Below are 23,349 nucleotides of genomic sequence, written 5' to 3' on the forward strand. Positions count from 1 at the left end.
CCGGCCTCTCCACAGTGACCTCGGCGGTGCCAGAATCTGCGACCGGCACATCCGCTGCGCCGACTCTGAAATGCCCTTCGACCCATCCATTCGTCCACATCTGCAAGCTCCGAATCACCCTTCTGTACCACGCGTAACCGTTTGGCAACGAAAGGAATAATCCGACTGAATTTTCCCGAAAGATCTGACTCAAGGAGATGTGAGCGACTGATAGGGAGGTTTGCAAGCGTGGCACAGTACAAGCATTTCAGAATCGATTACCTGCTGCATGGCAAGTACAAAAGCTTCTACATCAGCGCCGAAGCCATGGACAACGCATCCGCCTGGCATTGGGCGTCGGTGGACGCAGGATTCGGGCAAATACCCAAATACCGTTCGGACAAGGTGCCGAAAGTCAGCAAGCCCAAGGCTGAACAACTCGGGTTGACTGACGTGGAATGGGCGGAATCCTGATTCGCACCCCATTCGCTGAAAATCGGTGCCGCCGGCCTTCGGGTTTCGGCGGTTTTTTTTGAAGGGTCCGCCCATGCCTATGTTGACCCGGCAACAGCGAATCAACAGCTTGCTGCTCATGATGCAGCCCTTGACCCGGAATCCCTTCCCGCCTCAATCACCCTGCCTCGCCAAAGCGCTGAACCGGCCAACTCTGCCGGGCGACGATGGCACCCCGTGATGGCACAGCCCCTGCAATCCTCAGTCCACGTTCAGGACGATCCTGAATGCCTCTCCTTTCAACGTCGACACCACCTCACCTGATCGACGTCATCGAGACACCGCAATGACCCTGTCCCGTTTCCTGCGTCGCAGCCTCGCATCCCTGGCCTTGCTGACCCCGCTCGCCCACGCCGCCACGCCCGTCACCCTGGTCGTAGGCGATCAGAATTATTACAACGTCCGCGCTTCGGTGGAGGCTTCCGGCGTCCTCAAGGACGCGCCTTACACCGTGGAATGGAAACATTTCCAGTCCGCCGCCCCGGTGGCTGAAGGCCTGGAAGCAGGCGCCCTCGATTTGGGTTTCCTTGGCGATTCAGGCTTCATCTTCCTTGCCGCCAAAGGGGCACCGGTCAAGCTGATCGGCGTGTCCCGACAAAACCCCGACACCATCGCCCTGCTGGTGCCCAAGGACTCTCCGGCAAAAACCATTCAGGACCTGAAAAGCAAGAAGGTCGCTTACTGGCCCGGGGCCTGGAGCCAGCAACTGACGTTGCGCGCGCTGGAAAAAGCGGGTTTGCCCAAGGATTACGTAGAATTCGTCAAACTGATGCCGATTGACGCCGCCGCAGCTTTGCCCCAAGGCAGCATCGATGCGTTCCCGGTGTGGGAACCGTACATCTCGCAACAACAGGTGTTTTCCGGTGCGCGTCCGATCATCACCGCACGCGGCCTGATGCCTGGGCTGTCGAGCATCGCGGCGAATGCCAACGCCATCGAACCCAAGCGCGCCGCGATCAGCGACTTCCTCGGCCGATTGCAGAAAGCCCGGGCATGGGTGCAGGCCAACAAAGAGGCCTACGCGGACCTGTGGGCGAAGAAAGCCAATCTGGATCAGGCGGTGTCACGTCACTGGATCGGCCAAGCTGACATGAGCGTCGGACCGGTAGACGATGGCGCGGCGAAAGACTATCAAGGCACCGCTGATTTCCTCGTGCAAACCGGCGCACTGCCCAAGCCGTTCGACACACACAGCGTAATCGACACGTCGTTTAGCGCCGCCTTTCACTGAGGCGCGACCTGACCATTGGCGCACTGCATCAGTGCCATTGAAAGAACTGATCATTAAACGACCATTGCGAGTAAGCCCTTGCCTTTAAGGGCTTACAGCCAGTTATCCACAGAGATATTCACGCTTTCCGTGGACAACTTTTTGAACAAAATGCCGTTGACTTTCAGGGGCTTCCGCGCGTAGCTCCTCGTTCAAACGGGGCCCCCTCCGTGTCCCGGGCACCGCTTCTTGGTACGGCAAAAAAAAATGTGTTTTTTCCGCGACGGATTTCCTCACCCACGCCGTTTAACCCTTCAACTGCACCCGCATCGGGTACAGGTTTGAAGGAGTTGTCATGAGAGCAGCACGATCTCTGGCGAAGTTACGCTATGCCTTGATCCTTCCGGTCGCCCTCGCCGCCCTGGCCAGCACCCCGACCTACGCCCGTGAAGAAATCATCATTCGCCAGGCGCCTCCGCCCGTGCGCATGGAGCCTGTTCCCGTGGCTCGGCCTGGCTATGCGTGGGATCAGGGCCACTGGCGCTGGCAGGGACGCGGCTACGTCTGGGTGCCGGGGCACTGGCAGCCGGTGCGTCACAACGGCCGTTGGCAGCCGGGACATTGGGAAGCCCGTGGCCCGAACTGGTATTGGATAGAAGGTCGCTGGCTGCGCTGAACCACTGACTGGGTTGTGGTCTGAGATGACAGGCTATTTCAGGCCCTCCCCGTCGCTCCCGCCTGGGATCGGCAGCCCCACGACCTGTCGAGACATGCCGTATTGAAAGACATTGATCCGGACATCGAGCTGTTGACCCGCATCGGCAACAACGAACCGGAAGCCGTCAATGAGATGGTGTCGCGCAAGCTCCCGCGCCTGCTGGCACTCGCCAGCCGCTTACTGGGCGATGCGGACGAAGCCCGCGACGTGACGCAGGAAAGCTTCATCAAGCTCTGGAAAGCGGCCGCCAGTTGGCGCAGCGGACAGGCGCGGTTCGACACCTGGCTGCACCGCGTCACGCTGAACCTGTGCTACGACCGGCTGCGGCGCCGCAAAGAACAGCCGCTGGACGATGACAGGCTGTTGCAGGAAATGACCGATCCTTCGCCCGGCGCTGACGAACAGGTGGAGACCGACGCGCAGCGCGCCTTGATGAGCGCAGCGCTGGCAGCCTTGCCGGACCGCCAGCGCGAGGCCATCGTGTTGCAGTATTACCAGGAGCTGTCGAACATCGAAGCGGCGGCGCTCATGGACATCAGCGTCGACGCACTCGAAAGCCTGCTGTCCCGAGCGAGGCGCAACCTGCGCCGTTATTTGACCGAGGCTGAGGGTGCCGATTCGCACACCGCCGTCAGCCCGGGTCTACCTCAAGGAGAGAAACGCCATGACGCCTGAACGCTTTGCTCATCTGACCGAGGCCTACGGGGCCGACCTCAGACACTGGCCCGCCGATGAGCGTGACTCGGCGCGGGCGCTGATTGCCCACGGTGATGAAAGCGTGCAGGCCGCACTGCAACAGGCCGCATGGCTCGACCATCGCCTTGACCTTCACCTGGCTACGGTTCCGGACGCAGCATTGATGCACGACGTCATGGCTTCAGCCCGGCGAGTGGAGCGCCCCTCGTTTTGGCAGCGCTATGCCGACTGGCTGTCGAGCCTTGGGTTCGTGGGCGTCGGCCTGGCCGGTGTTGCGGCGGGCATGCTGGTAGCGTCCCTGAGCCTGCCGCTGTCCGGTTCGCAGGAGCTGCTGCCGAGTGTGTTCGATCAGGGCGACACGGCGCTGATGATCGGCATTGATACCGAAGAGAGCGAAGAATGAGCCAGTCCCCGCAACGCTTGAAACGTCTGCTGATCGCGTCGTTGCTCGCCAATGTGTTTCTGGTGGGCGGCGTGGTGGGCGGTCTGTATCAATGGTCGCAGCACCCACGGCCAGCGCCCGCAGTGGTGCAACATGGCTTGCGTCAGGCGATCGCCCATCTGCCCCAGGAACGCCGCCATCAACTGCGTCAGATGCTGCGCGAGACCCGCGCCGACAATCAATCGCTGATCATGGCCAGCCGAGATGCCCACCGAGACGTCGTCCAGCGCCTGAAAGCGCCGTCCCTCGACCGCGATGCACTGGATGCGGACCTGGATCGTGCACGAACCGCCGACATCACGCTGCGCACCCGCGTGGATGCCACCCTCGCTGACTTCGCGGCGAGTTTGCCCGTCGAACAGCGGCAAGTGCTGGCCGACGCCATGACCGCTCGCCGTCAAGGCAAAGCGGCCAATACAGCAAAAGACTGACAGACAGCGACGGATTTGCCTGCCAGCCGCGTTAAACCCTTGAACGCCTCGTCAATCGGTCGAAGGCACGCTGGATCAAGGATTTCACATGCTGCGTAAAACCAAAGCTGCCCTGTTGGCCCTGGCCGTGACGCTGTCACTCTCAGGCTGCGTCATCGAACGCCCTCACCCGCGTCGTCCGCCCCCACCCGTTGAAGTCGTGCCCGTCATGCCCGCCCCCGGCGCGCAATGGGTCGGCGGACACTACCGCTGGGCCGGCAATCAATGGTTGTGGGTGCCGGGTCACTGGCGCAGGTATTAAGCCTGATAGGGCTCAGGCCGGTGCGCTTTTGGCCTGTTGCTCCAGGTGCAGCTGGAGCTGAGGATCGATGCTGAGCGCGGCGGCGAGCTCGTCAAGGTAATTGCGCTCGGCGTCTTGTTGATCGTCCACCAGTAGCACACTGGCCAGGTACATTTCAGCGGCCATCCCTGGCTCGCCATCAGCGGCCTGGGCGACTTCGGCAGCGTCCAATGGCTTGGCGACTTCTGCGTCCAGCCACTGTTGCAACTGCGGGTCGTCGGCGTGGCGGGCGATTTCCTTGCGGATCATGTCCTGCTCGTGCTCGTCGATAGTGCCGTCAGCCTTGGCGGCCGCGATCAGGGCACGCAGGATGGCATGGCTGTGATCCTCAGCTTCCGGCCCGGCCAGTTGATCGACCGTGCGCGGTGCCTCCTGTGGCGCGGATGCCTGTTGCCGCTGCCACGTCTGGTAGGCCTGAAACGCCATCATGCCGAGAGAGGCCAACATCGCGTAATTGCTCGACCCCGACCGGGTCTGTGCGCCACCGGCGGGTCGGCCCGCCAGCCCTCCGCCGCCGAGCAAGCCGCCCAGCAGACCGCCCAGTCCGCCCAGCCCACCGCCAGCGCTCGCACCGCCTGAGCGGCCACCCAACAGACCGCCCAGTAATCCGCCCAGCCCGCCTTGCCCTGTTTCGTTGCCACGTTGCTGCGTCGCCGACCCCTGACTGGCGCGCAAGAGTTGTTCCAGCAAATCGCTGGTGTTCATGTGCAGTTCCTCATCCGAGACATGTCACGCCTGAATCCAAACCATAGCCCTCAGACGACCGGTCGGCATGACCGTCTGGCCGACACCGTGTTCGGAAAATATTTATGGCCCGCCATTGCCTCAAAAGACGCGTGTTAGCATCGCCCCCTTCTCGACGCTTGAAGGAGCCCAAGGCATGCAGGACACCCACACATTCGCCGCCTTTCTGTTCGACATGGACGGCACGCTCACCAATTCCATCGCCGCAGCGGAACGGGTCTGGACCCAATGGGCCGTGAGCAAAGGGCTGGATGTCGAAGAACTGCTGTCCACCATCCACGGCGTGCGTTGCGTCGACACGATGCGTCGGCTGAACCTGCCCGGCGTGGACCCTGAACGCGAAGCCGAACGGCTCGCCCAGATGGAAACCGACGATGTCGAAGGCGTGGTGTCCATCGAGGGTGCCGCCCGATTTCTCGCGGCACTGCCGCCTGACCGCTGGGCCGTGGTGACGTCTGCGCCACGCCTGCTGGCCGAACGCCGGATTCAGGCGGCGGGCTTGCCTTTGCCGAACATCATGGTCTCGGCTGAGGACGTCGAGCAGGGGAAACCGGCACCGGACTGCTTTCTGTTGGCGGCGAAAAAACTGGGGGTGAAACCGGAGGACTGTCTGGTGTTCGAAGATGCGCCGGCCGGAATTGCCGCAGCAGAAGCCGCCGGAGCAAAGGTCATGGTGATCACCGCAACTCACAAGCATGTGATCGAGACGCCGCATCCGGGCCTGACCAGCTACGACGCCTACACCGTCTCCATCACCGATCAGGGATGGCTGGCACTGAAGCCGCAATGACAGGCGCCCATTGCGGGCGCCCACCTTCATCCTGCATCAGGCCGCGTTCAAAACCCGCGCCAGCACCGACTTGACCGTGCCGATGCCCTTTTGAAGGGCCTGATCAATCTCAGCCATGGTGATCACGGAGGACGATTTGCCCGCTGCGGGGTTCACCACCAGCGCGAGGCAGGCGTAATTCAGCTCAAGCTCACGCGCGAGCGCAGCCTCTGGCATGCCGGTCATCCCGACGATGTCACAGCCGTCGCGCTCCAGTCGCAGGATTTCGGCGGCGGTTTCCAGACGGGGGCCCTGAGTGCAGCCGTAGACGCCGTAATCGCTGAACGGGCTGCCTTCGGCTTTCAACGCGTCGACCAACCGCTCGCGCAGCGCCTGGCTGTACGGCTGGGTGAAATCGATGTGGGTGACCCGCTCCAAATCATCGGCAAAATAGGTGTGCTCACGACCACTGGTGTAGTCCACCAGATCATGGGGCACGCAGAAATGTCCCGTGCCCATGTCAGCGTTAATACCGCCCACCGCGTTGACCGCCAGAATCGCCTGCGCCCCGGCCTGCTTCAACGCCCACAGATTGGCGCGGTAGTTGACCTTGTGCGGCGGCAGACGATGGGGATGACCGTGGCGGGCCAGAAACATCACTTCTCGTCCGCCAAACTCGCCCACCTGAACCTCGCCCGACGGCTCGCCATAGGGCGTGCTCATGGCCAGAGACTGACGAATCGTCAGCCCCTCCAGTTGCGCCAGCCCTGTGCCGCCGATGATCGCGTAAACCGTCATGGCCAATCCTCAGTCGATCAGTTGAGCCGCACGCAGCGCTGTCAGCGCCGCGAGCCAGCGGGGATGTTGACGGTATTCGGTGGTGGCCAAGCCCTGACCGCGCATGCGAGCTATACGTGCGTGTGGCGTGATCTTCATCCGTTGTGCAGCGCTCAGTGCCAGCTCGGCGGCCGCGCGGTCGTTGCACACCAGCCCCATGTCACAGCCTGCGGTCAGTGCCGCTTCGATGCGGCTCGCGGCGTCGCCCACCACATGCGCACCTGCCATGGACAGGTCATCGCTGAAAATCACCCCGTCAAAGCCCAGCTCGCCACGCAGGATGTCCTGCAACCAGCGGCGTGAAAAGCCAGCGGGTTGATTGTCGATTTGTGGGTAAATGACGTGGGCGGGCATCACGGCCGCCAGCTGTTTGCTCAAGCGGGCGAATGGCACCAGGTCATTGGCCCTGAGGGTTTCGAGGCTGCGCTCGTCGGTGGGAATCGCGACGTGAGAGTCGGCTTCTGCCCAACCGTGGCCAGGGAAATGTTTGCCGGTCGCGGCCATGCCCGCGTCGCTCATGCCTTTGATAAACGCGCCAGCCAACAGCGCTGCGCGCTCCGGATCGCCTTCGAACGCACGACTGCCCACCACGGCACTGCGCTGATAATCCAAGTCCAGCACCGGGGCGAAACTCAGGTCGATCCCGACTGCCAACACTTCGGTCGCCATCAGCCAGCCGCATTGCTCGGCGAGGAATTCGGCATTCGGGTTGTCCGCAATCGCCCGCATCGCAGGCAAACGGACGAAACCCTGGCGCAGACGTTGAACCCGCCCGCCTTCCTGATCGACTGCCAACAGCAGGTCAGGACGAATCGCACGAATGGACGCGCTTAGCTCACGGACCTGCCGTGGACTCTCGATGTTGCGCGCGAAAATGATCAGGCCGCCCACTTCGGGCTGACGCAGAAACTGACGGTCGTCGGACGTCAGCCAGGTACCGGCGATATCCACCATCAGGGAGCCATGCAGGCCAGAATGCATAGAAAGATCCTTCAACAACCATTGCCCAATGCGGCATGGTGCGGGATCGTCGGGTGCGATGCAAATGCACGGCACCCGGTGAGGCGGGAATCAGACCTTGGCGGGCGCCGGGGTTGAACTCTTGCTACGGGGCTTGAGCTGCGCGCTGATCATCGCCGCGTCGGTGACACCGGTTTCGGCACGCATGCCGGCTGCCAGGAACGGCACCATCAAACGCATGACCTGCTCAATCGAGGTGTTGACACCGAAGTCGGTCTCGGCAATCGCTCGCAGTGCTTTGATGCCGGACATGCTGAACGCGGCCGCGCCGAGCATGAAGTGCACGCGCCAGAACAGTTCGATGGGAGGAATACGGGGGGCGGCTTCGTTGACCAGAACCATGTAGCGGCGGAACACCTTGCCGTACATGTCTTCGAGATAACGCCGCAGGTGGCCTTGGCTCTGACTGAACGCCAAGCCCAGCAGGCGCATGAAAATCGACAAATCATTGCCGCTTCGGGGTTGCACTACCAGCGCTTGCTCGACGAGAATTTCCAGCAACTCTTCAAGGGTAGGCTTGTGTTCGGGCTTGGCTTGCCGACGTTCCAGCTCCTTGTCGAGGCTGGCGCAAAACGGCCCCAGAAAGCGCGAGAACACGGCCTGAATCAGCGCCTTCTTGGAACCGAAGTGATAATTCACCGCCGCCAGATTGACCGACGCCTTGCTGGTAATCAGCCGCAACGAGGTTTCGGCAAATCCTTTCTCCGCAAACAGCTGCTCCGCAGCATCCAGAATTCGTTCAACTGTTTCCGACTGAGCCATGGGTTCTTCGCCTGACAAACACTTGTTTGAAACATACGTTTCAGCCGTCAGGCTGTCAACCCTCGGCTGTTCGCTTTCTGTCTGGCCGGTCACGGCATTTAATCATATAAATCGCGGCCCCAAGCCATCATTCCCGCCCGGTGGATCCATTCTCTTGGCGACGGTCGGTCAAGCCGCGTGAAAAGGATGATTGCCAAGACGCGATCACTGTATATAATCCCAGTCACTGTATAAAAAGACAGAGCGATTCACATGATCAAACTGACGTCACGCCAAGCTGAAATCCTGGACTTCATCAAACGCTGTCTGGAAGACAACGGCTACCCGCCTACCCGTGCGGAAATCGCTCAGGAACTGGGGTTCAAATCCCCCAACGCCGCTGAAGAACACCTCAAGGCCTTGGCCCGCAAAGGCGCCATTGAAATGACCCCGGGCGCGTCCCGTGGCATTCGCATTCCTGACTTCGAAGCCAAGGCAGACGACAGCGGCCTGCCGATCATCGGTCGTGTTGCCGCAGGTGCCCCTATTCTCGCCCAGCAGCACATCGAAGAATCCCTGGCCATCAACCCTGCCTTCTTTCATCCGAGTGCCGACTATCTGTTGCGTGTTCACGGCATGAGCATGAAGGACGTCGGCATTCTTGACGGCGACCTGCTGGCCGTTCACACCACCCGCGAAGCCCGAAACGGCCAGATCGTCGTGGCGCGGATCGGCGATGAAGTGACCGTTAAACGCTTCAAGCGGGAAGGCAACAAAGTCTGGTTGATCGCTGAAAACCCTGAATTCGCCCCCATCGAAGTCAACCTGAAAGATCAGGACCTGGTCATCGAAGGGCTGAGCGTCGGCGTGATTCGCCGCTAAGGAGAACGTTTATGCAGTTCCCACAGACACCGCAACAACATGCACAACTGCCGCTGTTCGAAGCCTTCATGGCCCCTGCCATGCCGCTGCTCGACGTGCCGCTGCTCCAGATTCCGGTCCTCGAAGACGTCGTCGAGGCCCCGTGGAGCAACGAACCCGAAGTCTTCAGTGAATTGTCGTTGCGCGGCGCTGCCGGAAACTGCCTGAACCTCCTCGCGCCGATCTTGCGCGACCTGAGCCAGGACCGAAACGATCGCTGGTTGACGCTGATCGCGCCACCGTCGAGCGTGACACAAGCCTGGCTACGAGACGCGGGCCTGAACCGGGAACGCATTATCCTGATGCACCCGAGAGGCACGCAAAGCGCGCTGGAGCTGACACGGGAAGCCTTGCGACTGGGCCGCAGCCACACCGTTGTGAGCTGGATCAACCCGCTGCCAAGCACCGCGCGCCAGCAATTGATCAGCGCAGCGCGTGTCGGGGATGCACAAAGTTTGAATATTCGCCTGGGCTGAGGCTATTCGCTCGAGCTACTCGGGACGGGCGTAACCGCCGGAAGCAGGCATGCGCCGGGCCTCTCGTCAAACAGAGAAGCCAGCAGAAAGGGTAGTACGAGGCTGATCCAGAACAGGATCAGTGCAGGACGCGAGGCCCCTCTTCTTCTTTGGTCAGCTCGCCTTCGGCCAGGCGACCGGCCATTTGCACGCCCACGCTGAGCATCGCCTTGGCGACTTCGACGTGTTGGCCATGCAGAAATGCCTTGGCGTCCTCAGAGAAGTTCAAGGTCACCAGCGACCCTTCATCTTCGGCGCGGCGCAGCTCAATGCGGCCGTCAGGCAGTTCTACAATTTCCAGAAAAGAGGTTGGCATCAGGACAGTTCTCCACGAAAGGCGGGCATTGTAACAGCCTGATGACTCAGGCCCTAGCCCACCGATCACAATGCCTTAACACTCGCTCAGCCCTTCACGGAATCGAATCGCCAGGCTTTTCAGCTGTTGGCGCCAGCTTTCCATTTCTTCGCGAGTCAGTTCGGGCTCGACTTCGTCTTCGGCGCCCACGGAAATGATCAACGGTTGGGTCACATCGCCTTTGGGTTTTTTCGGCGCGCGAGGCGGCTGAAACAGCGCGTTGTAGGACGCCAGCAGTTGCGCCAGCCAGGTTTCGCGCTGCTGAGCCAATTCCACCAACTCACCCATTTCAGGGATTGCGATGGCTTCCAGCACTTGAGGAGTGAGCAAGTCCTCGGCGCGGGCCGTGTTGGCGTTGGGCAGGCGATAGAAACCCGCAATTTCATGGCACAAACCCAGCAGCGCACCATAGAGATGAAAGATTGCCGACTCGCGTTCCGCCTGCTCAAGCCCTTGGGCGTTCATGGCGCGGCTTTCTTTCGCCTTGGCCATGGATTCGAGCGCCAAGCCTGCGAAGAACAGCTTTTGGTTGGTGCGGGTATAGAGTTCGTGAGCCATATCAGTGGTCTCCCCATCGATAAAGTGTTGTAACGAATCCGCCAAGGAAAAAAATCCCTCGATGCGCAGACCGGCCACCGAGGGATTCTTTTAACGCAAAGCGCGGGCGCTTGCCAGCCGCGTTAGCAGCTCACACGCGAGCGATCAACGCTTGTCTTCGACCTTCCACTTGCCGCCGTCGTAGAAGGCACGCCAGCCGGTCGGCTTGCCTTCCACTTCAGTCTGCACATACTGCTCCTTGGACTTACGGCTGTAACGAATCACCGCCGGACGGCCATCAGGGTCTTTCTGTGGGGCTTCGCACAGGAAGTGGTACTTCGGATCGATCTCGGACTTGTGCGGCACGATTTCCAGCACCAACGGCGCTCGGGTCTCGCGGTTTTTCGGGAACTGGCTGGCGGCCAGGAACAGCCCCGACGCGCCGTCGCGCAGAATGTAGGTGTCGTCGACCTTCTCGCACTTCAGCTCCGGCATTTTCACCGGGTCCATTTTCGGCGGCGCCGCTTCACCGCTCTTCAGCAGCTTGCGGGTGTTCTTGCAATTGGTGCAGCCGAAGAACTTGCCGAAACGGCCGGTCTTGAGCTGCATCTCACCGCCACACTTGTCGCACTCGACGCTCGGGCCTTCGTAGCCCTTGATGCGGTAGGTGCCCTCTTCGATCTCGTAGCCCGCGCAATCCGGGTTGTTGCCGCAGATGTGCAGTTTGCGCTTCTCATCAAGCAGGTAGGCATCCATCGCCGTGCTGCAGATCGGGCAGCGGTGCTTGCCACGCAACACGCGGGATTCTGATTCACCTTCGTCGTCTTCGGCGATTTCGTCGCCCGGCGTCAGGTTGACCGTGGCCTTGCAGCGCTCTTTCGGCGGCAGGCTGTAGCCCGAGCAACCGAGGAAAACGCCCGTGGACGCGGTACGAATCTGCATCGGACGGCCACACACCTTGCACGGGATGTCGGTCATCACCGGCTCGTTGGCTCGCATACCGCTGCCCGTGGCTTCGGCTACTTCCAGCTTCTTCTTGAAGTCGCCATAGAACTCGTCGAGCACGTTTTTCCAGTCGCGCTCGCCCTGGGCCACATCATCGAGGTTCTCTTCCATGCCGGCGGTGAAGCCGTAGTCCATCAGGTTGGAGAAGCTCTCGGACAGGCGCTCAGTGACGATGTCGCCCATCTTCTCGGAGTAGAAGCGGCGGTTGTGCAGCGCCACGTAGCCACGGTCCTGAATCGTCGAGATGATCGCCGCGTAAGTCGACGGACGACCGATGCCGCGTTTTTCCATCTCCTTGACCAGGCTCGCTTCCGAATAGCGCGCAGGCGGCTTGGTGAAGTGCTGGCTCGGGTCGAGCTTGATCAGCTTCATCACGTCGCCCTGAGCCATGTCTGGCAGCACGTCGTCATCACCGGGCTTGCTCATCTGCGGCAGCACACGGGTGTAACCGTCGAACTTGAGGATGCGGCCCTTGGCGCGCAGCTCGAACTCACTCGCCGCCACGCTGACAGTGGTGGACAGGTATTGCGCAGGCGGCATCTGGCAGGCCACGAACTGGCGCCAGATCAGCTCGTACAGACGCTCGGCATCGCGTTCCATGCCCGTCAGCTTGCTCGGATGAGTGTTGACGTCGGAAGGACGAATCGCTTCGTGAGCCTCTTGTGCACCTTCCTTGCTGCTGTAGACGATCGGCGCGTCCGGCAGGTACTTCTTGCCGAACTCGGTTTCAATGTAGGTGCGGGCCATGGCCACGGCGTCGGCCGACAGGTTGGTCGAGTCGGTACGCATGTACGTGATGTAACCGGCTTCGTACAAACGCTGGGCCATCATCATGGTTTTCTTCACGCCGTAGCCCAAGCGGTTGCTCGCGGCCTGTTGCAGCGTGGACGTGATGAACGGCGCCGACGGCTTGCTGCTGGTCGGTTTGTCCTCACGCTTGGCGATCTTGTAGGCAGACGCCTTGAGCTTTTCCAGCGCGGCCATGGCCTGCGCTTCGTTCAGCGGCTTGAAGGCCTCGCCGTTTTCCCGCGCCACTTCGAAACGCACGTTGGCGCCTTTCGCGGTGCCGAGGTCGGCGTGCACTTCCCAATATTCTTCCGGGTTGAACGCACGGATTTCGCGCTCACGCTCCACGACCAGTTTCACGGCCACGGACTGGACGCGGCCGGCAGACAGGCCACGGGCAATCTTCTGCCAGAGCAGCGGCGAGACCATGTAACCCACGACGCGGTCGAGGAAACGGCGGGCCTGCTGGGCATTGACGCGGTCGATGTCCAGCTCGCCCGGCTTGGAGAACGCTTCCTGAATGGCTTTCTTGGTGATTTCGTTGAACACCACGCGCTTGTAGCGCTCGTCGTCACCGCCGATGGCTTCGCGCAGGTGCCAGGCAATGGCTTCCCCTTCGCGGTCCAAGTCCGTCGCGAGATAGATGGTGTCGGCATCTTTGGCCAGGCGGCGCAGCTCGTCGATCACCTTTTCCTTGCCAGGCAAGATCTCGTACTTGGCTTTCCAGCCATGCTCCGGATCGACGCCCATGCGAGCCACGAGCTGGCGCTTGGCCTTTTCCTTGGGCGTCAATGCAGGCGCTTCGGAAGCTGTCTTGCCCTTTTTGGCGGCAGGTTCTTTCGCAGCGCTAGCCGAACCGCTGGTGGGCAGGTCTCGGATATGGCCGATACTCGACTTCACCACGTACTGGCTGCCCAGGTACTTGTTGATGGTCTTGGCCTTAGCCGGGGATTCCACAATGACCAGCGATTTGCCCATGGATCGGAAAATTCCTAATGCGAGAAAAAAAGACGTCAGAGCCGTCGAGGCCCCGCTATATATAGTGGCTACAAGGTGAGGTCAAGCAGAGGCTACTGCAAGGTCTCGCCTTACGACCTTGAAAAAAGGTCAGGTTCGGCCGTGACCAAAGCAAAGCGTGGCACGTGCTCGCCGTCAACCTCGACTGACTCCAGAAACATCGTCAAAGGACGAACCCAGAGGCCGTATTCACCATACAGCGCCTGATAGAACACGACTTCTTCTTCGGTCTCAGAATGCTTCGCGACACCGAATACACGGTACTCGGGGCCTTTGTAATGACGGTAGAGACCTGGCTTCAACGGCATGCTGTGGACCTCTCGAACGGACGCGAAAAAAACTTCAAAAAAAACATTTCCTGAAAAACACAAAAGCCGGGGCACGTGGCCCCGGCTTGAACACTCATGCCGATTAAACGCGTTCGAACACCGTTGTGATGCCTTGGCCGAGACCAATACACATCGTGGCCACACCCAAGGTGCCGCCCTTCTGCTTCATCACATTGAGCAAGGTGCCGGAAATCCGCGCCCCCGAGCAACCAAACGGGTGACCCAAGGCGATGGCGCCGCCGTGCAGGTTAACCTTCTGGTCCATCTTGTCGAGCACTTTCAAATCTTTCAGTACCGGCAAGGCTTGGGCGGCGAACGCTTCGTTGAGTTCGAAGTAGTCGATGTCAGCAATGCTCAGACCCGCGCGCTTGAGCGCTTTCTGGGTCGCTGGAACCGGGCCGTAACCCATGATCGCCGGGTCCACACCCGCCACGGCCATGGAACGGATCACCGCCATCGGCTGAATGCCGAGGTCCATCGCACGCTGGCCGGACATGACGATCATGCACGATGCGCCGTCGGTGATCTGCGACGACGTACCCGCTGTCACGGTGCCGCCTTTCGGGTTGAACGCAGGCTTCAGGGCAGCCAGGCTTTCCAGCGTGGTCTCTGGGCGAATGGTTTCGTCGAAGTCGTACATCTTCAGGAAACCGTTCTCGTCATACCCTTGCATCGGGATGATTTCGTCCTTGAAGTTGCCTTCCACGGTCGCCTGATGGGCCAGACGGTGCGAACGTACGCCGAACGCGTCTTGAGCTTCACGGGTGATGCCGTGCATCTTGCCGAGCATTTCAGCGGTCAGGCCCATCATGCCCGAGGCCTTGGCGGCATACAGCGACATGTGCGGATTGGGATCGACACCGTGCATCATCCCGACGTGGCCCATGTGCTCGACCCCGCCGATGACGAAGACGTCACCGTTGTTGCTCATGATCGCCTGAGCCGCAGTGTGCAGCGCGCTCATCGACGAGCCGCACAGACGGCTGACGGTTTGTGCCGCCGACGTGTGCGGAATCTGAGTCATCAGCGACGCCATGCGCGCGATGTTCCAGCCTTGCTCCAGGGTCTGGTTGACGCAGCCCCAGATCACGTCCTCGACTTCTGTCGGGTCGACCTTGCTGTTGCGCTCCAGCAGTTTGCTGATCAGGTGCGCCGACATGTCTTCGGCGCGGGTATTGCGGTGCATGCCACCCTTGGAGCGGCCCATCGGTGTGCGACCGAAGTCGACAATCACGACGTCTCTCGGATTCAAGCTCATATTCTCACCTGTTCGTTGGGCACTTAGCCGAAGAAGCGCTGGCCGGTCTTGGCCATTTCACGCAGCTTCGCAGTGGGGTGGTACAAAGCGCCCAGATCAGCGTATTGGTCAGCCAGGGCAACGAATTCAGCGACCCCGATCGAGTCGATGTAACGCAGCGCACCGCCACGGAACGGAGGGAAACCGATGCCGTAGATCAAGCCCATGTCGGCTTCGGCGGCGGTGTCGACGATGCCGTCTTCCAGGCAACGCACGGTTTCGAGGCACAGCGGGATCATCATCCAGTTGATGATGTCCTCGTCGGTGACTTCACGCTGCTCGTAAATCACCGGCTTGAGCACTTCCAGCACGGAGGCGTCGACGACTTTCTTCGGCTTGCCCTTCTTGTCGGTCTCGTAGACGTAGAAGCCCTTGCCGTTCTTCTGGCCCAGGCGATTGGCTTCGTACAACGCGTCCACGGCAGAACGGCGGTCGTCCTTCATGCGGTCCGGGAAACCCTCGGCCATGACGTCGCGACCGTGGTGGCCGGTGTCGATGCCGACCACGTCCATCAGGTACGCCGGGCCCATTGGCCAGCCGAATTTTTCCATGACTTTATCGATGCGCACGAAATCCACACCGGCACTGACCAACTTGGCGAAACCGCCGAAGTAGGGGAACAGGATGCGGTTGACCAGGAAGCCCGGGCAGTCGTTGACCACGATCGGGTTTTTGCCCATTTTCTTGGCGTAGGCCACGGTGGTCGCGACCGCGACTTCACTGGACTTCTCGCCACGGATGACTTCTACCAGCGGCATCATGTGCACCGGGTTGAAGAAGTGCATGCCAACGAAGTTTTCCGGACGCTTGAGCGCCTTGGCCAGCAGGCTGATGGAAATGGTCGAGGTGTTGGATGCCAGAATGGTGTTCTCACCCACCTGCGCTTCCACTTCGGCCAGTACGGCCTGTTTGACTTTCGGGTTCTCGACGACGGCTTCGACCACCAGGTCCACGTGACCGAAATCGCCGTAGGACAGCGTCGGACGAATCGCATTCAGCGCTTCGGCCATCTTCGCCGGGGTCAAACGGTTTTTCTCGACACGCTTGCCCAGCAGCTTCGACGCTTCGTCAAGGCCCAGTTGAATGGCCTCCTCACGAATGTCTTTCATCAGAATCGGCGTGCCTTTCAGCGCCGACTGGTAGGCAATGCCGCCGCCCATGATGCCCGCGCCGAGTACGGCAGCCTGCTTCACGTCCTTGGCGACTTCGTCGTAGATCTTGGCTTTCTTTTTCAGCTCCTGATCGTTCAGGAACAGGCCGATCAGGCTTTCGGCAGCCGAAGTCTTGGCCATTTTCACAAAACCGGTGGCTTCGACTTCCAGCGCCTTGTCGCGACCGAAGTTCGCGGCTTTCTGGATGGTCTTGATGGCTTCGACCGGGGCCGGGTAGTTAGGGCCCGCTTGACCGGCGACGAAACCTTTGGCGGTTTCAAAGGCCATCATTTGCTCGATGGCGTTGAGCTTGAGCTTGTCCAACTTCGGCTGACGCTTGGCCTTGAAGTCGAACTCGCCGGAAATGGCCCGTTTGATCAGGTCCAGCGCGGCTTCCTGCAGCTTGCCCGGCTCGACGATCGCGTCCACGGCGCCCACTTTCAGGGCATCTTCGGCGCGGTTGTCTTTGCCGGAGGCGATCCATTCGACGGCGTTATCGACACCAATCAAACGTGGCAGGCGCACGGTGCCGCCGAAACCCGGGTAAATGCCGAGTTTGACCTCTGGCAGACCGATCTTGGCCGTGGTGGACATGACGCGGAAATCCGCCGCCAGGCACATTTCCAGGCCGCCACCCAGAGCGATACCGTTGATGGCAGCCAGGGTCGGCACGTTGAGGTCTTCAAAGTCACTGAAGATTTTGTTCGCTTCAAGGTTACCGGCGACCAGTTCGGCGTCCGGCAGCTTGAAGTTGTCGACGAATTCGGTGATGTCGGCGCCGACGATGAACACGTCCTTGCCGCTGGTGACGATAACGCCCTTGACCGACCCGTCGGCCTTGATGGCATCGACGGCCTGGCGCAGGTCATTGAGAGTGAGGCGGTTGAACTTATTGACGGACTCACCCTTGAGGTCGAATTTCAGTTCGACGATGCCACTTTCAAGAGCCTTAACCGTGATGGCTTTACCTTCGTAAATCATCAACTGATCTCCACGATATGGAAGCTGAACAATACGCGTCAGACGCTGAAATCTGGCGCAAATCACGAGGTTTTCGTGGTTGCGAACACCAAACGCCAGTTACCCCGTCGACACGATTCGGGCGTCTGTCAGAGCATTCCTACGGCAAACGCTCAATTCATACGCCCGTTTGATTTGGGTGCGCCTACCTTCTGCCATATTCCAGCAATTGTCAATTCAGCAGACAGCGGACAAAACCGGCAAATCACAGGTAAAAGACACAGGTGATAAGGCAGCATTCAGCGTAATGATCGCGTTCAACAGACAAGCTGGGGGAGTAAACGCGAGAAGCGACGACCGGTACGCAAATCCTGGAAAATAATGGGATCCACCGCAGACAAATGCACCAAGAAGGTCTACATTCTGTGCACTGCGCATCAAGACGGGTCGTTTTTCAGAAGTGATGTGAAACGAATCGGCACGTCTTCTGCGGTATTGCACCGCAAAGCACCACGAATTACGGCCTGCCTGGCCAACCCCCAGCCCGATGTTGTTATCGGGCTTTTTAATGCCTGCGATTTGCCCTTGCCGCCGTCACGCCAACGCTTTCAACACGGCAGCAATGCGCTGCAACACTTCCGCTTCGCCGCGCTCCGCCCAATACAGGGCGATCAGCTGCTTGCCAGCTTCGACCTTGTACACGTCGGCGGGCAGCGTCTGAAAGTGCGCCTGCAAGCGGGCATCCTTACACGGCTCGCGCCATTGGTTGACCCACTCTCCGGGTGTCATCTGCCAGTAGGTCCAGACATCCGGCTCGCGGGCCGTGCGAGGTCGGTGATACTGCGCGCACGGGCTCGGCGGCTCGACGGGCAGCCAATGGGGCCATTCCTGTGGGATCAGCTGCATGGCCAGCCCCATGCGCCGTGCCTCCATTCGCATCGCCATGCGACCGCTCTGAGAGCGCGATGGTCTGAGCCATACCAAAGGGCTTAATATGACGGCAATGATTGACAGCACTATCCACACCGTCATATGTCTATGCCCCTGTCGCGGGGAGCGACGAGTAAAACATGAAGGCGTGCCATGAGGCGCGTGAAAAGAGCCATAATCAACACCATCGCAGACCTCAGAAGGAACATCCCATGTCCTATGAACATATTTTGGTAGCCGTGGACCTCACTGAAGAGTGCGATCCCGTTATCAAGCGTGCCATCAAGCTGGCGTTGGGCACCAACGCCAAGCTGTCGCTGGTACACATCGTTGAACCCATGGCCATGGCCTTTGGCGGCGATGTGCCAATGGACCTCTCGCAGCTGCAACAACAGCAGTTCGATCAGGCCAAGGAAAAGCTTGAAGCACTTAAGTTGAAATACCCTGACGTGAAAACCGGTGACAGTCATCTGACCTACGGCCAGCCGCGCCAGGAAATTCACCAGTTGGCCAAGGAACATCACGTAGACCTGATCGTGGTCGGCAGCCATGGCCGTCACGGCCTGTCGCTACTGTTGGGTTCAACCGCCAATGACGTGCTGCACGGTGCGCCGTGCGACGTGCTGGCGGTCCGCCTGGTCAAACGCGCCGAGTAATCCTGCGACGCAAACAAAAGCCCGGCCCGTTGAAGGGGTCGGGCTTTTTTGTGGCTGCCGATTGCCGAAGGATTACCCTTCCTGCTAAGCGCTTACTCGTCCAGCTCGGCGCTCACTCGTCAAGCTCGGCCCAGCGCTCGACCAACCCGTCCAGTTCCTTGTTCAGTTGCTCCAGGGACGCCAGCACTTTGGCCGTTTCGGCAGCCGGACGCTGGTAGAAGCCCGGATGGGCAATCTCGGCTTCAACGGCAGCAATCTGCTGCTCTTTGGCGTCGATCTCGCCCGGCAACGCTTCCAGCTCACGCTGCAGTTTGTAGCTGAGCTTTTTCTTCGTGGCGGGGGCGGCTTCCTGCACAGGTGCGGGGGCTGCAACCGGCTCGACGATGGCCGAATTCAGGTCGGCTTTGCCGGACTTGCTTTCCGTCACGCCCAAGAGACGCGGCGAACCGCCCTGACGCAGCCAGTCCTGATAGCCACCGACGAACTCGCGAACCTTGCCCTCGCCTTCGAAGACCAGCGTGCTGGTGACCACGTTGTCGAGGAATGCCCGGTCGTGGCTGACCATCAGCACAGTGCCTTTGAAGGTCAGCAGCACTTCTTCCAGCAGTTCGAGGGTCTCGACGTCCAGGTCGTTGGTCGGTTCGTCGAGCACCAGCAGGTTGGCGGGTTTGCTGAACAGCTTGGCGAGCAGCAAACGCGCGCGCTCGCCCCCGGACAGCGCCTTGACCGGCGTGCGAGCACGCTGAGGGCTGAACAGGAAATCGCCGAGATAGCTGAGGACGTGGCGGCTTTGGCCGTCGATGTCGATGAAGTCGCGGCCTTCCGCAACGTTGTCGACCACGGTTTTTTCCAGGTCGAGCTGGTGACGCAGCTGGTCGAAGTAGGCGACCTCCAGGTTTGTCCCCACATCCACCGAACCGCTGGTGGGCTGGAGATTGTCGAGCATCAGCTTGAGCAGCGTGGTCTTGCCGGTGCCGTTGGCGCCGAGCAGACCAATGCGGTCTTCACGCTGCAGGACCATGGAGAAGTCCTTGATCAGCATCGGGCCACCGGGGTGGGCGAAGCTGACGTTGTCCAGCACCATGACCTGCTTGCCGGATTTCTCGGCGGTGTCCAGCTGGATGTTGGCCTTGCCGGTGCGGTCGCGACGCTCGCTGCGTTCGACGCGCAGGGCCTTCAAGGCACGCACACGGCCTTCGTTACGGGTACGACGGGCCTTGATGCCTTGACGAATCCACACCTCTTCCTGAGCGAGGCGCTTGTCAAACAGCGCGTTGGCGGTCTCTTCGGCAGCCAGGGCGGCTTCCTTGTGCACAAGGAAGCTAGCGTAGTCGCCGTTCCAGTCGATCAGGCCGCCACGGTCCAGCTCCAGAATGCGAGTGGCGAGGTTTTGCAGGAAAGAACGGTCGTGCGTGATGAACAGCACGGCGCCCTGGAATTCCTTCAGCGCTTCTTCGAGCCAGGCAATCGCACCGATGTCCAGGTGGTTAGTGGGTTCGTCGAGCAGCAGCAGATCGGGCTCGGACACCAACGCCTGGGCGAGCAACACACGACGACGCCAGCCACCGGAGAGTTCGGCGAGGGTCTTGTCGGCGGGCAGTTGCAGGCGGCTGAGTGTGCTGTCGACCAGTTGCTGCAGGCGCCAGCCGTCACGGGCTTCAAGGTCCGACTGCACGTGCATCAGCTTGTCGAGGTCTTCGGCGGTGACGATGTTCTGGCTGAGGTGGTGGTATTCGGCGAGCAAGGCACCCACACCATCGAGGCCTTCCGCCACGACGTCGAATACGGTGCGGCCGTCGGCCACGGGCAGTTCCTGAGGCAACTCGCCGATTTTCAGCCCCGGCGCACGCCAGACGCTGCCGTCATCGGGCAATTGCACGCCCTTGACCAGCTTCAACATGCTGGATTTACCGGTGCCATTGCGACCGATGATGCAGACCCGCTCTCCACGGGCGATCTGCCAGGACACCTTGTCCAACAACGGCATGGCGCCGAACGCAAGGGACACATCGCTGAATTTGAGCAGGGTCATGAGCTTCTCCAAAAACCGGGGGCGCATTCTACCTGAGATGGCGAGGGGATTGGGCGGGATTCGATGATGGGGTGGGAATTGGTTTTCAATCGTTATTTTGATGCCCTCCGGGCCTTTCGCGAGCAAGCTCACTCCTACATTTGCTTAAACGTGCCATGGCCTGATGGACCGAGTTGGGAGCCTTTGGGTTAACGGGATATTGATCTGGAACACCAAAGGCTCACAACGCGGTCCAACAGAATGCGGCGCGTTGCAAAAAATGTAGGAGTGAGCTTGCTCGCGATCAGGCCCGAAGGGCATCAGAGTAAGAATCCCAAGCGAGCCCCTTAAACTACAACCATTTGTTTCCATCCCCTCACCCCCACCACCTTCGCGCTTCAACCCACGCGGTCAACAGGCTAAGCTAGCGGCACTTTTCACGGTTCATCTGCACGGAAGTCTCATGCGCAGTCGTTTGTTCAGCCTTTTGTCCTGCCTGCTTCTGTCGGCCACCGCCGCCCAGTCCGTCCAAGCGGTCGATATCACCACCCAACGTCAATATTACGATCAGGCCAAACGCGCGCTGGCCAAAGGCGATGCCGGGCCGTATCGCATGTACGGCGCGGCCCTGGCGGATTATCCCCTCGAGCCGTACCTCGCCTACGACGAACTCACGGCCCGCCTCAACACCGCGAGCAACGACGAGGTCGAGCGTTTCCTGGCCGAGCATGGCGACCTGCCACAGGCCAACTTCATGAAGCTGCGCTGGCTTCGACTGCTCGCCTCGCGGGGTGACTGGCAACCGTTCGTCAAATATTACGACCCCAAGCTCAATTTCACCGAGCTGGACTGCCTGTACGGCTCCTACCAGCTCAGCCACAACATGCGCTCTGAAGGCTACGCCAACGCCGAAAAGCTCTGGATGACCGGTAAGACGCTCCCGACAGCGTGCGACACGTTCTTCACCCAATGGGCCGTCGAAGGCCAGTTGACCGAACAGAAACGCTGGCAGCGCGCCAAACTGGCCGCGCAAACGCGTAACTATTCATTGGCCAACCAGTTGGTCAACAGCATGACCACCCTCGCTCCTCAGGGTCGTTTGCTGATCGCCGTGGCGCAGAAACCGGAAATGGTGAACAACCAGGGCCAGTTCATGCCGGCCGATGAAGCCATGTCCGACGTGGTCGGCCTGGGCCTGCGCCGCTTGGCAAAACAGGACCCGCAGCGGGCCATGGAATTGCTCGACAGCTATTCGCCCATGCTGCGCTTTTCTCACGAAGAACAGGTGCAGATCGCCAAGGAAATCGGCCTGACCCTCGCCCGCAGCTACGACGATCGCGCCCTCCCGCTGATGACCAAGTACGACCCGGACCTGCGTGACGACACCGTCACCGAATGGCGCCTGCGCCTGTTGCTGCGTTTGGGCCGCTGGAATGACGCCTACGAGCTGACCCGCCGTCTGCCGCAGGACTTGGCGACCACCAATCGCTGGCGTTACTGGCAGGCCCGTTCGCTGGAGCTGTCCCAGCCGAACAGTCCGTTGTTGCCAGCCATGTACAAAGCCGTGGCGAAGGAGCGGGATTTCTACGGTTTCCTCGCCGCAGACCGTACCCAGACGCCGTACATGCTGAACAACAAGCCGCTGCCGCTGACGCAGGCAACCCTGAATAAGGTCCGCAATACGGCGGGCGTGCGCCGTGCGCTGGAGTTCTACCAGCGTGGGGAAGTCGTCAACGGACGCCGTGAGTGGTACCACGTGACGCGTCACTTCAGCCGCGACGAGATGGTCGCCCAAGCGAAGCTGGCGTATGACATGGGCTGGTACTTCCCGGCGATTCGCACCATCAGTCAGGCGCAGTATTGGGATGATCTGGACATCCGCTTCCCGATGGCCCACCGCGACACCCTCGTGCGTGAGGCGCAGGTTCGGGGCCTGCACGCCAGTTGGGTGTTCGCGATCACCCGTCAGGAAAGCGCGTTCATGGACGATGCTCGCTCCGGCGTTGGCGCCAGTGGCCTGATGCAGCTCATGCCTGCCACCGCGAAAGAGACGGCGCGCAAGTTCAGCATTCCGCTGGCCTCCCCCGCCCAGGTGCTGGACCCGGACACGAATATTCAGTTGGGTGCGGCGTACCTGAGCCAGATTCATGGGCAGTTCAACGGTAACCGGGTGCTGGCGTCGGCGGCCTATAACGCTGGTCCGGGCCGCGTGCGGCAATGGCTGAAAGGTGCGAATCACTTGGCGTTCGACGTGTGGGTCGAGAGCATTCCGTTCGACGAAACCCGCCAATACGTGCAGAACGTGCTGTCCTATGCGGTGATCTACGGTCAAAAGCTCAATGCACCGCAGCCCTTGGTGGACTGGCATGAACGGTTTTTTGATGACCTGTGATGGATAGGGTGTAAGCGGGGGGATCAGGCGTTTCGGCAGTGACTGAT

At 60.5% G+C, this 23,349-nt stretch carries 24 protein-coding genes; 12 read left to right on the forward strand and 12 right to left on the reverse strand.

Features of this window, described 5'->3' with window-relative positions:
* The first annotated feature begins 228 nt into the window (after positions 1-228).
* From AAEO81_RS19895 to AAEO81_RS19925, 7 genes are all read left to right on the forward strand, one after another.
* Entirely contained in the window at positions 229-453 is a 225-nt protein-coding gene (locus tag AAEO81_RS19895; RefSeq protein ID WP_062382299.1) for a DUF6555 family protein, read from the forward strand.
* 325 nt (positions 454-778) lie between these two features.
* Positions 779-1,723 (forward strand): ABC transporter substrate-binding protein, encoded by a 945-nt coding sequence (locus AAEO81_RS19900; protein ID WP_341958680.1) that lies wholly within the window; start codon positions 779-781, stop codon positions 1,721-1,723.
* Between the two features lie 334 nt (positions 1,724-2,057).
* The gene (locus AAEO81_RS19905; protein WP_341958681.1) at positions 2,058-2,378 is read left to right on the forward strand and encodes a YXWGXW repeat-containing protein; all 321 of its coding nucleotides are present in this window, start codon (positions 2,058-2,060) and stop codon (positions 2,376-2,378) included.
* A gap of 84 nt (positions 2,379-2,462) precedes the next feature.
* Positions 2,463-3,095, forward strand: a complete 633-nt coding sequence (locus AAEO81_RS19910) for an RNA polymerase sigma factor (protein ID WP_341964574.1) — start codon at positions 2,463-2,465, stop codon at positions 3,093-3,095.
* Complete coding sequence (locus tag AAEO81_RS19915; protein WP_341958682.1) at positions 3,085-3,519, forward strand: hypothetical protein; 435 nt, start codon at positions 3,085-3,087, stop codon at positions 3,517-3,519. Before AAEO81_RS19910 ends, AAEO81_RS19915 begins: the two co-directional genes overlap by 11 nt.
* On the forward strand, positions 3,516-3,989 hold the full coding sequence (locus tag AAEO81_RS19920) for a periplasmic heavy metal sensor (RefSeq protein ID WP_341958683.1): 474 nt from the start codon (positions 3,516-3,518) through the stop codon (positions 3,987-3,989). The genes AAEO81_RS19915 and AAEO81_RS19920 overlap by 4 nt, the downstream gene beginning before the upstream one ends.
* Positions 3,990-4,077: 88 nt before the next feature.
* Positions 4,078-4,290 (forward strand): hypothetical protein, encoded by a 213-nt coding sequence (locus tag AAEO81_RS19925; protein WP_341958684.1) that lies wholly within the window; start codon positions 4,078-4,080, stop codon positions 4,288-4,290.
* 12 nt (positions 4,291-4,302) lie between these two features.
* On the opposite strand, the gene AAEO81_RS19930 is transcribed toward AAEO81_RS19925, so the two are convergent.
* Positions 4,303-5,034 carry a tellurite resistance TerB family protein gene (locus tag AAEO81_RS19930; protein ID WP_341958686.1) on the reverse strand — a complete coding sequence of 244 codons (732 nt, stop codon included), beginning with the start codon at positions 5,032-5,034 and terminating at the stop codon, positions 4,303-4,305.
* Between the two features lie 175 nt (positions 5,035-5,209).
* Here AAEO81_RS19930 and AAEO81_RS19935 point away from each other — a divergent pair, with 175 nt between their 5' ends.
* Positions 5,210-5,863 (forward strand): HAD-IA family hydrolase, encoded by a 654-nt coding sequence (locus tag AAEO81_RS19935; RefSeq protein ID WP_341958687.1) that lies wholly within the window; start codon positions 5,210-5,212, stop codon positions 5,861-5,863.
* A 36-nt stretch (positions 5,864-5,899) separates the two neighbouring features.
* On the opposite strand, the gene AAEO81_RS19940 is transcribed toward AAEO81_RS19935, so the two are convergent.
* The 3 genes from AAEO81_RS19940 to AAEO81_RS19950 all read right to left on the reverse strand — a co-directional run bounded on the left by AAEO81_RS19940 (position 5,900) and on the right by AAEO81_RS19950 (position 8,461).
* Positions 5,900-6,640: an S-methyl-5'-thioinosine phosphorylase gene (locus tag AAEO81_RS19940; protein WP_341958688.1), complete on the reverse strand. Its 741-nt coding sequence runs from the start codon at positions 6,638-6,640 to the stop codon at positions 5,900-5,902.
* 9 nt (positions 6,641-6,649) lie between these two features.
* Positions 6,650-7,648 carry a beta-N-acetylhexosaminidase gene (nagZ, locus tag AAEO81_RS19945; protein ID WP_341964575.1) on the reverse strand — a complete coding sequence of 333 codons (999 nt, stop codon included), beginning with the start codon at positions 7,646-7,648 and terminating at the stop codon, positions 6,650-6,652.
* 102 nt (positions 7,649-7,750) lie between these two features.
* Positions 7,751-8,461 carry a TetR family transcriptional regulator gene (locus AAEO81_RS19950; protein WP_341958689.1) on the reverse strand — a complete coding sequence of 237 codons (711 nt, stop codon included), beginning with the start codon at positions 8,459-8,461 and terminating at the stop codon, positions 7,751-7,753.
* 252 nt (positions 8,462-8,713) lie between these two features.
* On the opposite strand from AAEO81_RS19950, the gene lexA reads away from it, so the two are divergent.
* The gene (lexA, locus tag AAEO81_RS19955; RefSeq protein ID WP_341958690.1) at positions 8,714-9,322 is read left to right on the forward strand and encodes a transcriptional repressor LexA; all 609 of its coding nucleotides are present in this window, start codon (positions 8,714-8,716) and stop codon (positions 9,320-9,322) included.
* A gap of 11 nt (positions 9,323-9,333) precedes the next feature.
* Positions 9,334-9,837: an SOS-induced cell division inhibitor SulA gene (gene sulA, locus AAEO81_RS19960; protein WP_166597313.1), complete on the forward strand. Its 504-nt coding sequence runs from the start codon at positions 9,334-9,336 to the stop codon at positions 9,835-9,837.
* Between the two features lie 118 nt (positions 9,838-9,955).
* Here sulA and AAEO81_RS19965 read toward each other — a convergent pair whose 3' ends face one another.
* The 7 genes from AAEO81_RS19965 to AAEO81_RS19995 form a co-directional block, all read right to left on the reverse strand.
* Positions 9,956-10,192, reverse strand: coding sequence for a hypothetical protein (locus tag AAEO81_RS19965; RefSeq protein ID WP_166597312.1), 237 nt, complete (start codon positions 10,190-10,192; stop codon positions 9,956-9,958).
* 75 nt (positions 10,193-10,267) lie between these two features.
* Positions 10,268-10,789: a DUF6586 family protein gene (locus AAEO81_RS19970; RefSeq protein WP_341958691.1), complete on the reverse strand. Its 522-nt coding sequence runs from the start codon at positions 10,787-10,789 to the stop codon at positions 10,268-10,270.
* 144 nt (positions 10,790-10,933) lie between these two features.
* A complete protein-coding gene (gene topA / locus AAEO81_RS19975; RefSeq protein WP_166597310.1) occupies positions 10,934-13,537 on the reverse strand; it encodes a type I DNA topoisomerase in 2,604 nt (867 codons plus the stop codon).
* 110 nt (positions 13,538-13,647) lie between these two features.
* A complete protein-coding gene (locus tag AAEO81_RS19980; protein WP_166597309.1) occupies positions 13,648-13,884 on the reverse strand; it encodes a DUF1653 domain-containing protein in 237 nt (78 codons plus the stop codon).
* 103 nt (positions 13,885-13,987) lie between these two features.
* Complete coding sequence (gene fadA, locus AAEO81_RS19985; protein WP_341958692.1) at positions 13,988-15,163, reverse strand: acetyl-CoA C-acyltransferase FadA; 1,176 nt, start codon at positions 15,161-15,163, stop codon at positions 13,988-13,990.
* A 23-nt stretch (positions 15,164-15,186) separates the two neighbouring features.
* Positions 15,187-17,334, reverse strand: coding sequence for a fatty acid oxidation complex subunit alpha FadB (gene fadB / locus AAEO81_RS19990; protein ID WP_341958693.1), 2,148 nt, complete (start codon positions 17,332-17,334; stop codon positions 15,187-15,189).
* A gap of 573 nt (positions 17,335-17,907) precedes the next feature.
* Positions 17,908-18,345: a hypothetical protein gene (locus AAEO81_RS19995; protein ID WP_341958694.1), complete on the reverse strand. Its 438-nt coding sequence runs from the start codon at positions 18,343-18,345 to the stop codon at positions 17,908-17,910.
* A 110-nt stretch (positions 18,346-18,455) separates the two neighbouring features.
* Here AAEO81_RS19995 and AAEO81_RS20000 point away from each other — a divergent pair, with 110 nt between their 5' ends.
* A complete protein-coding gene (locus tag AAEO81_RS20000) occupies positions 18,456-18,899 on the forward strand; it encodes a universal stress protein (RefSeq protein ID WP_166597305.1) in 444 nt (147 codons plus the stop codon).
* A 112-nt stretch (positions 18,900-19,011) separates the two neighbouring features.
* Here the strand turns inward: AAEO81_RS20000 and AAEO81_RS20005 are convergent, their stop codons facing one another.
* Complete coding sequence (locus tag AAEO81_RS20005) at positions 19,012-20,931, reverse strand: ATP-binding cassette domain-containing protein (RefSeq protein WP_341958695.1); 1,920 nt, start codon at positions 20,929-20,931, stop codon at positions 19,012-19,014.
* A 442-nt stretch (positions 20,932-21,373) separates the two neighbouring features.
* Here AAEO81_RS20005 and AAEO81_RS20010 point away from each other — a divergent pair, with 442 nt between their 5' ends.
* Positions 21,374-23,302 (forward strand): transglycosylase SLT domain-containing protein, encoded by a 1,929-nt coding sequence (locus AAEO81_RS20010; protein WP_166597303.1) that lies wholly within the window; start codon positions 21,374-21,376, stop codon positions 23,300-23,302.
* Positions 23,303-23,349: the final 47 nt, after the last annotated feature.

Origin of the sequence: Pseudomonas sp. RC10, from assembly GCF_038397775.1 — a bacterium.
GTDB classification, from domain to species: domain Bacteria; phylum Pseudomonadota; class Gammaproteobacteria; order Pseudomonadales; family Pseudomonadaceae; genus Aquipseudomonas; species Aquipseudomonas bambusae.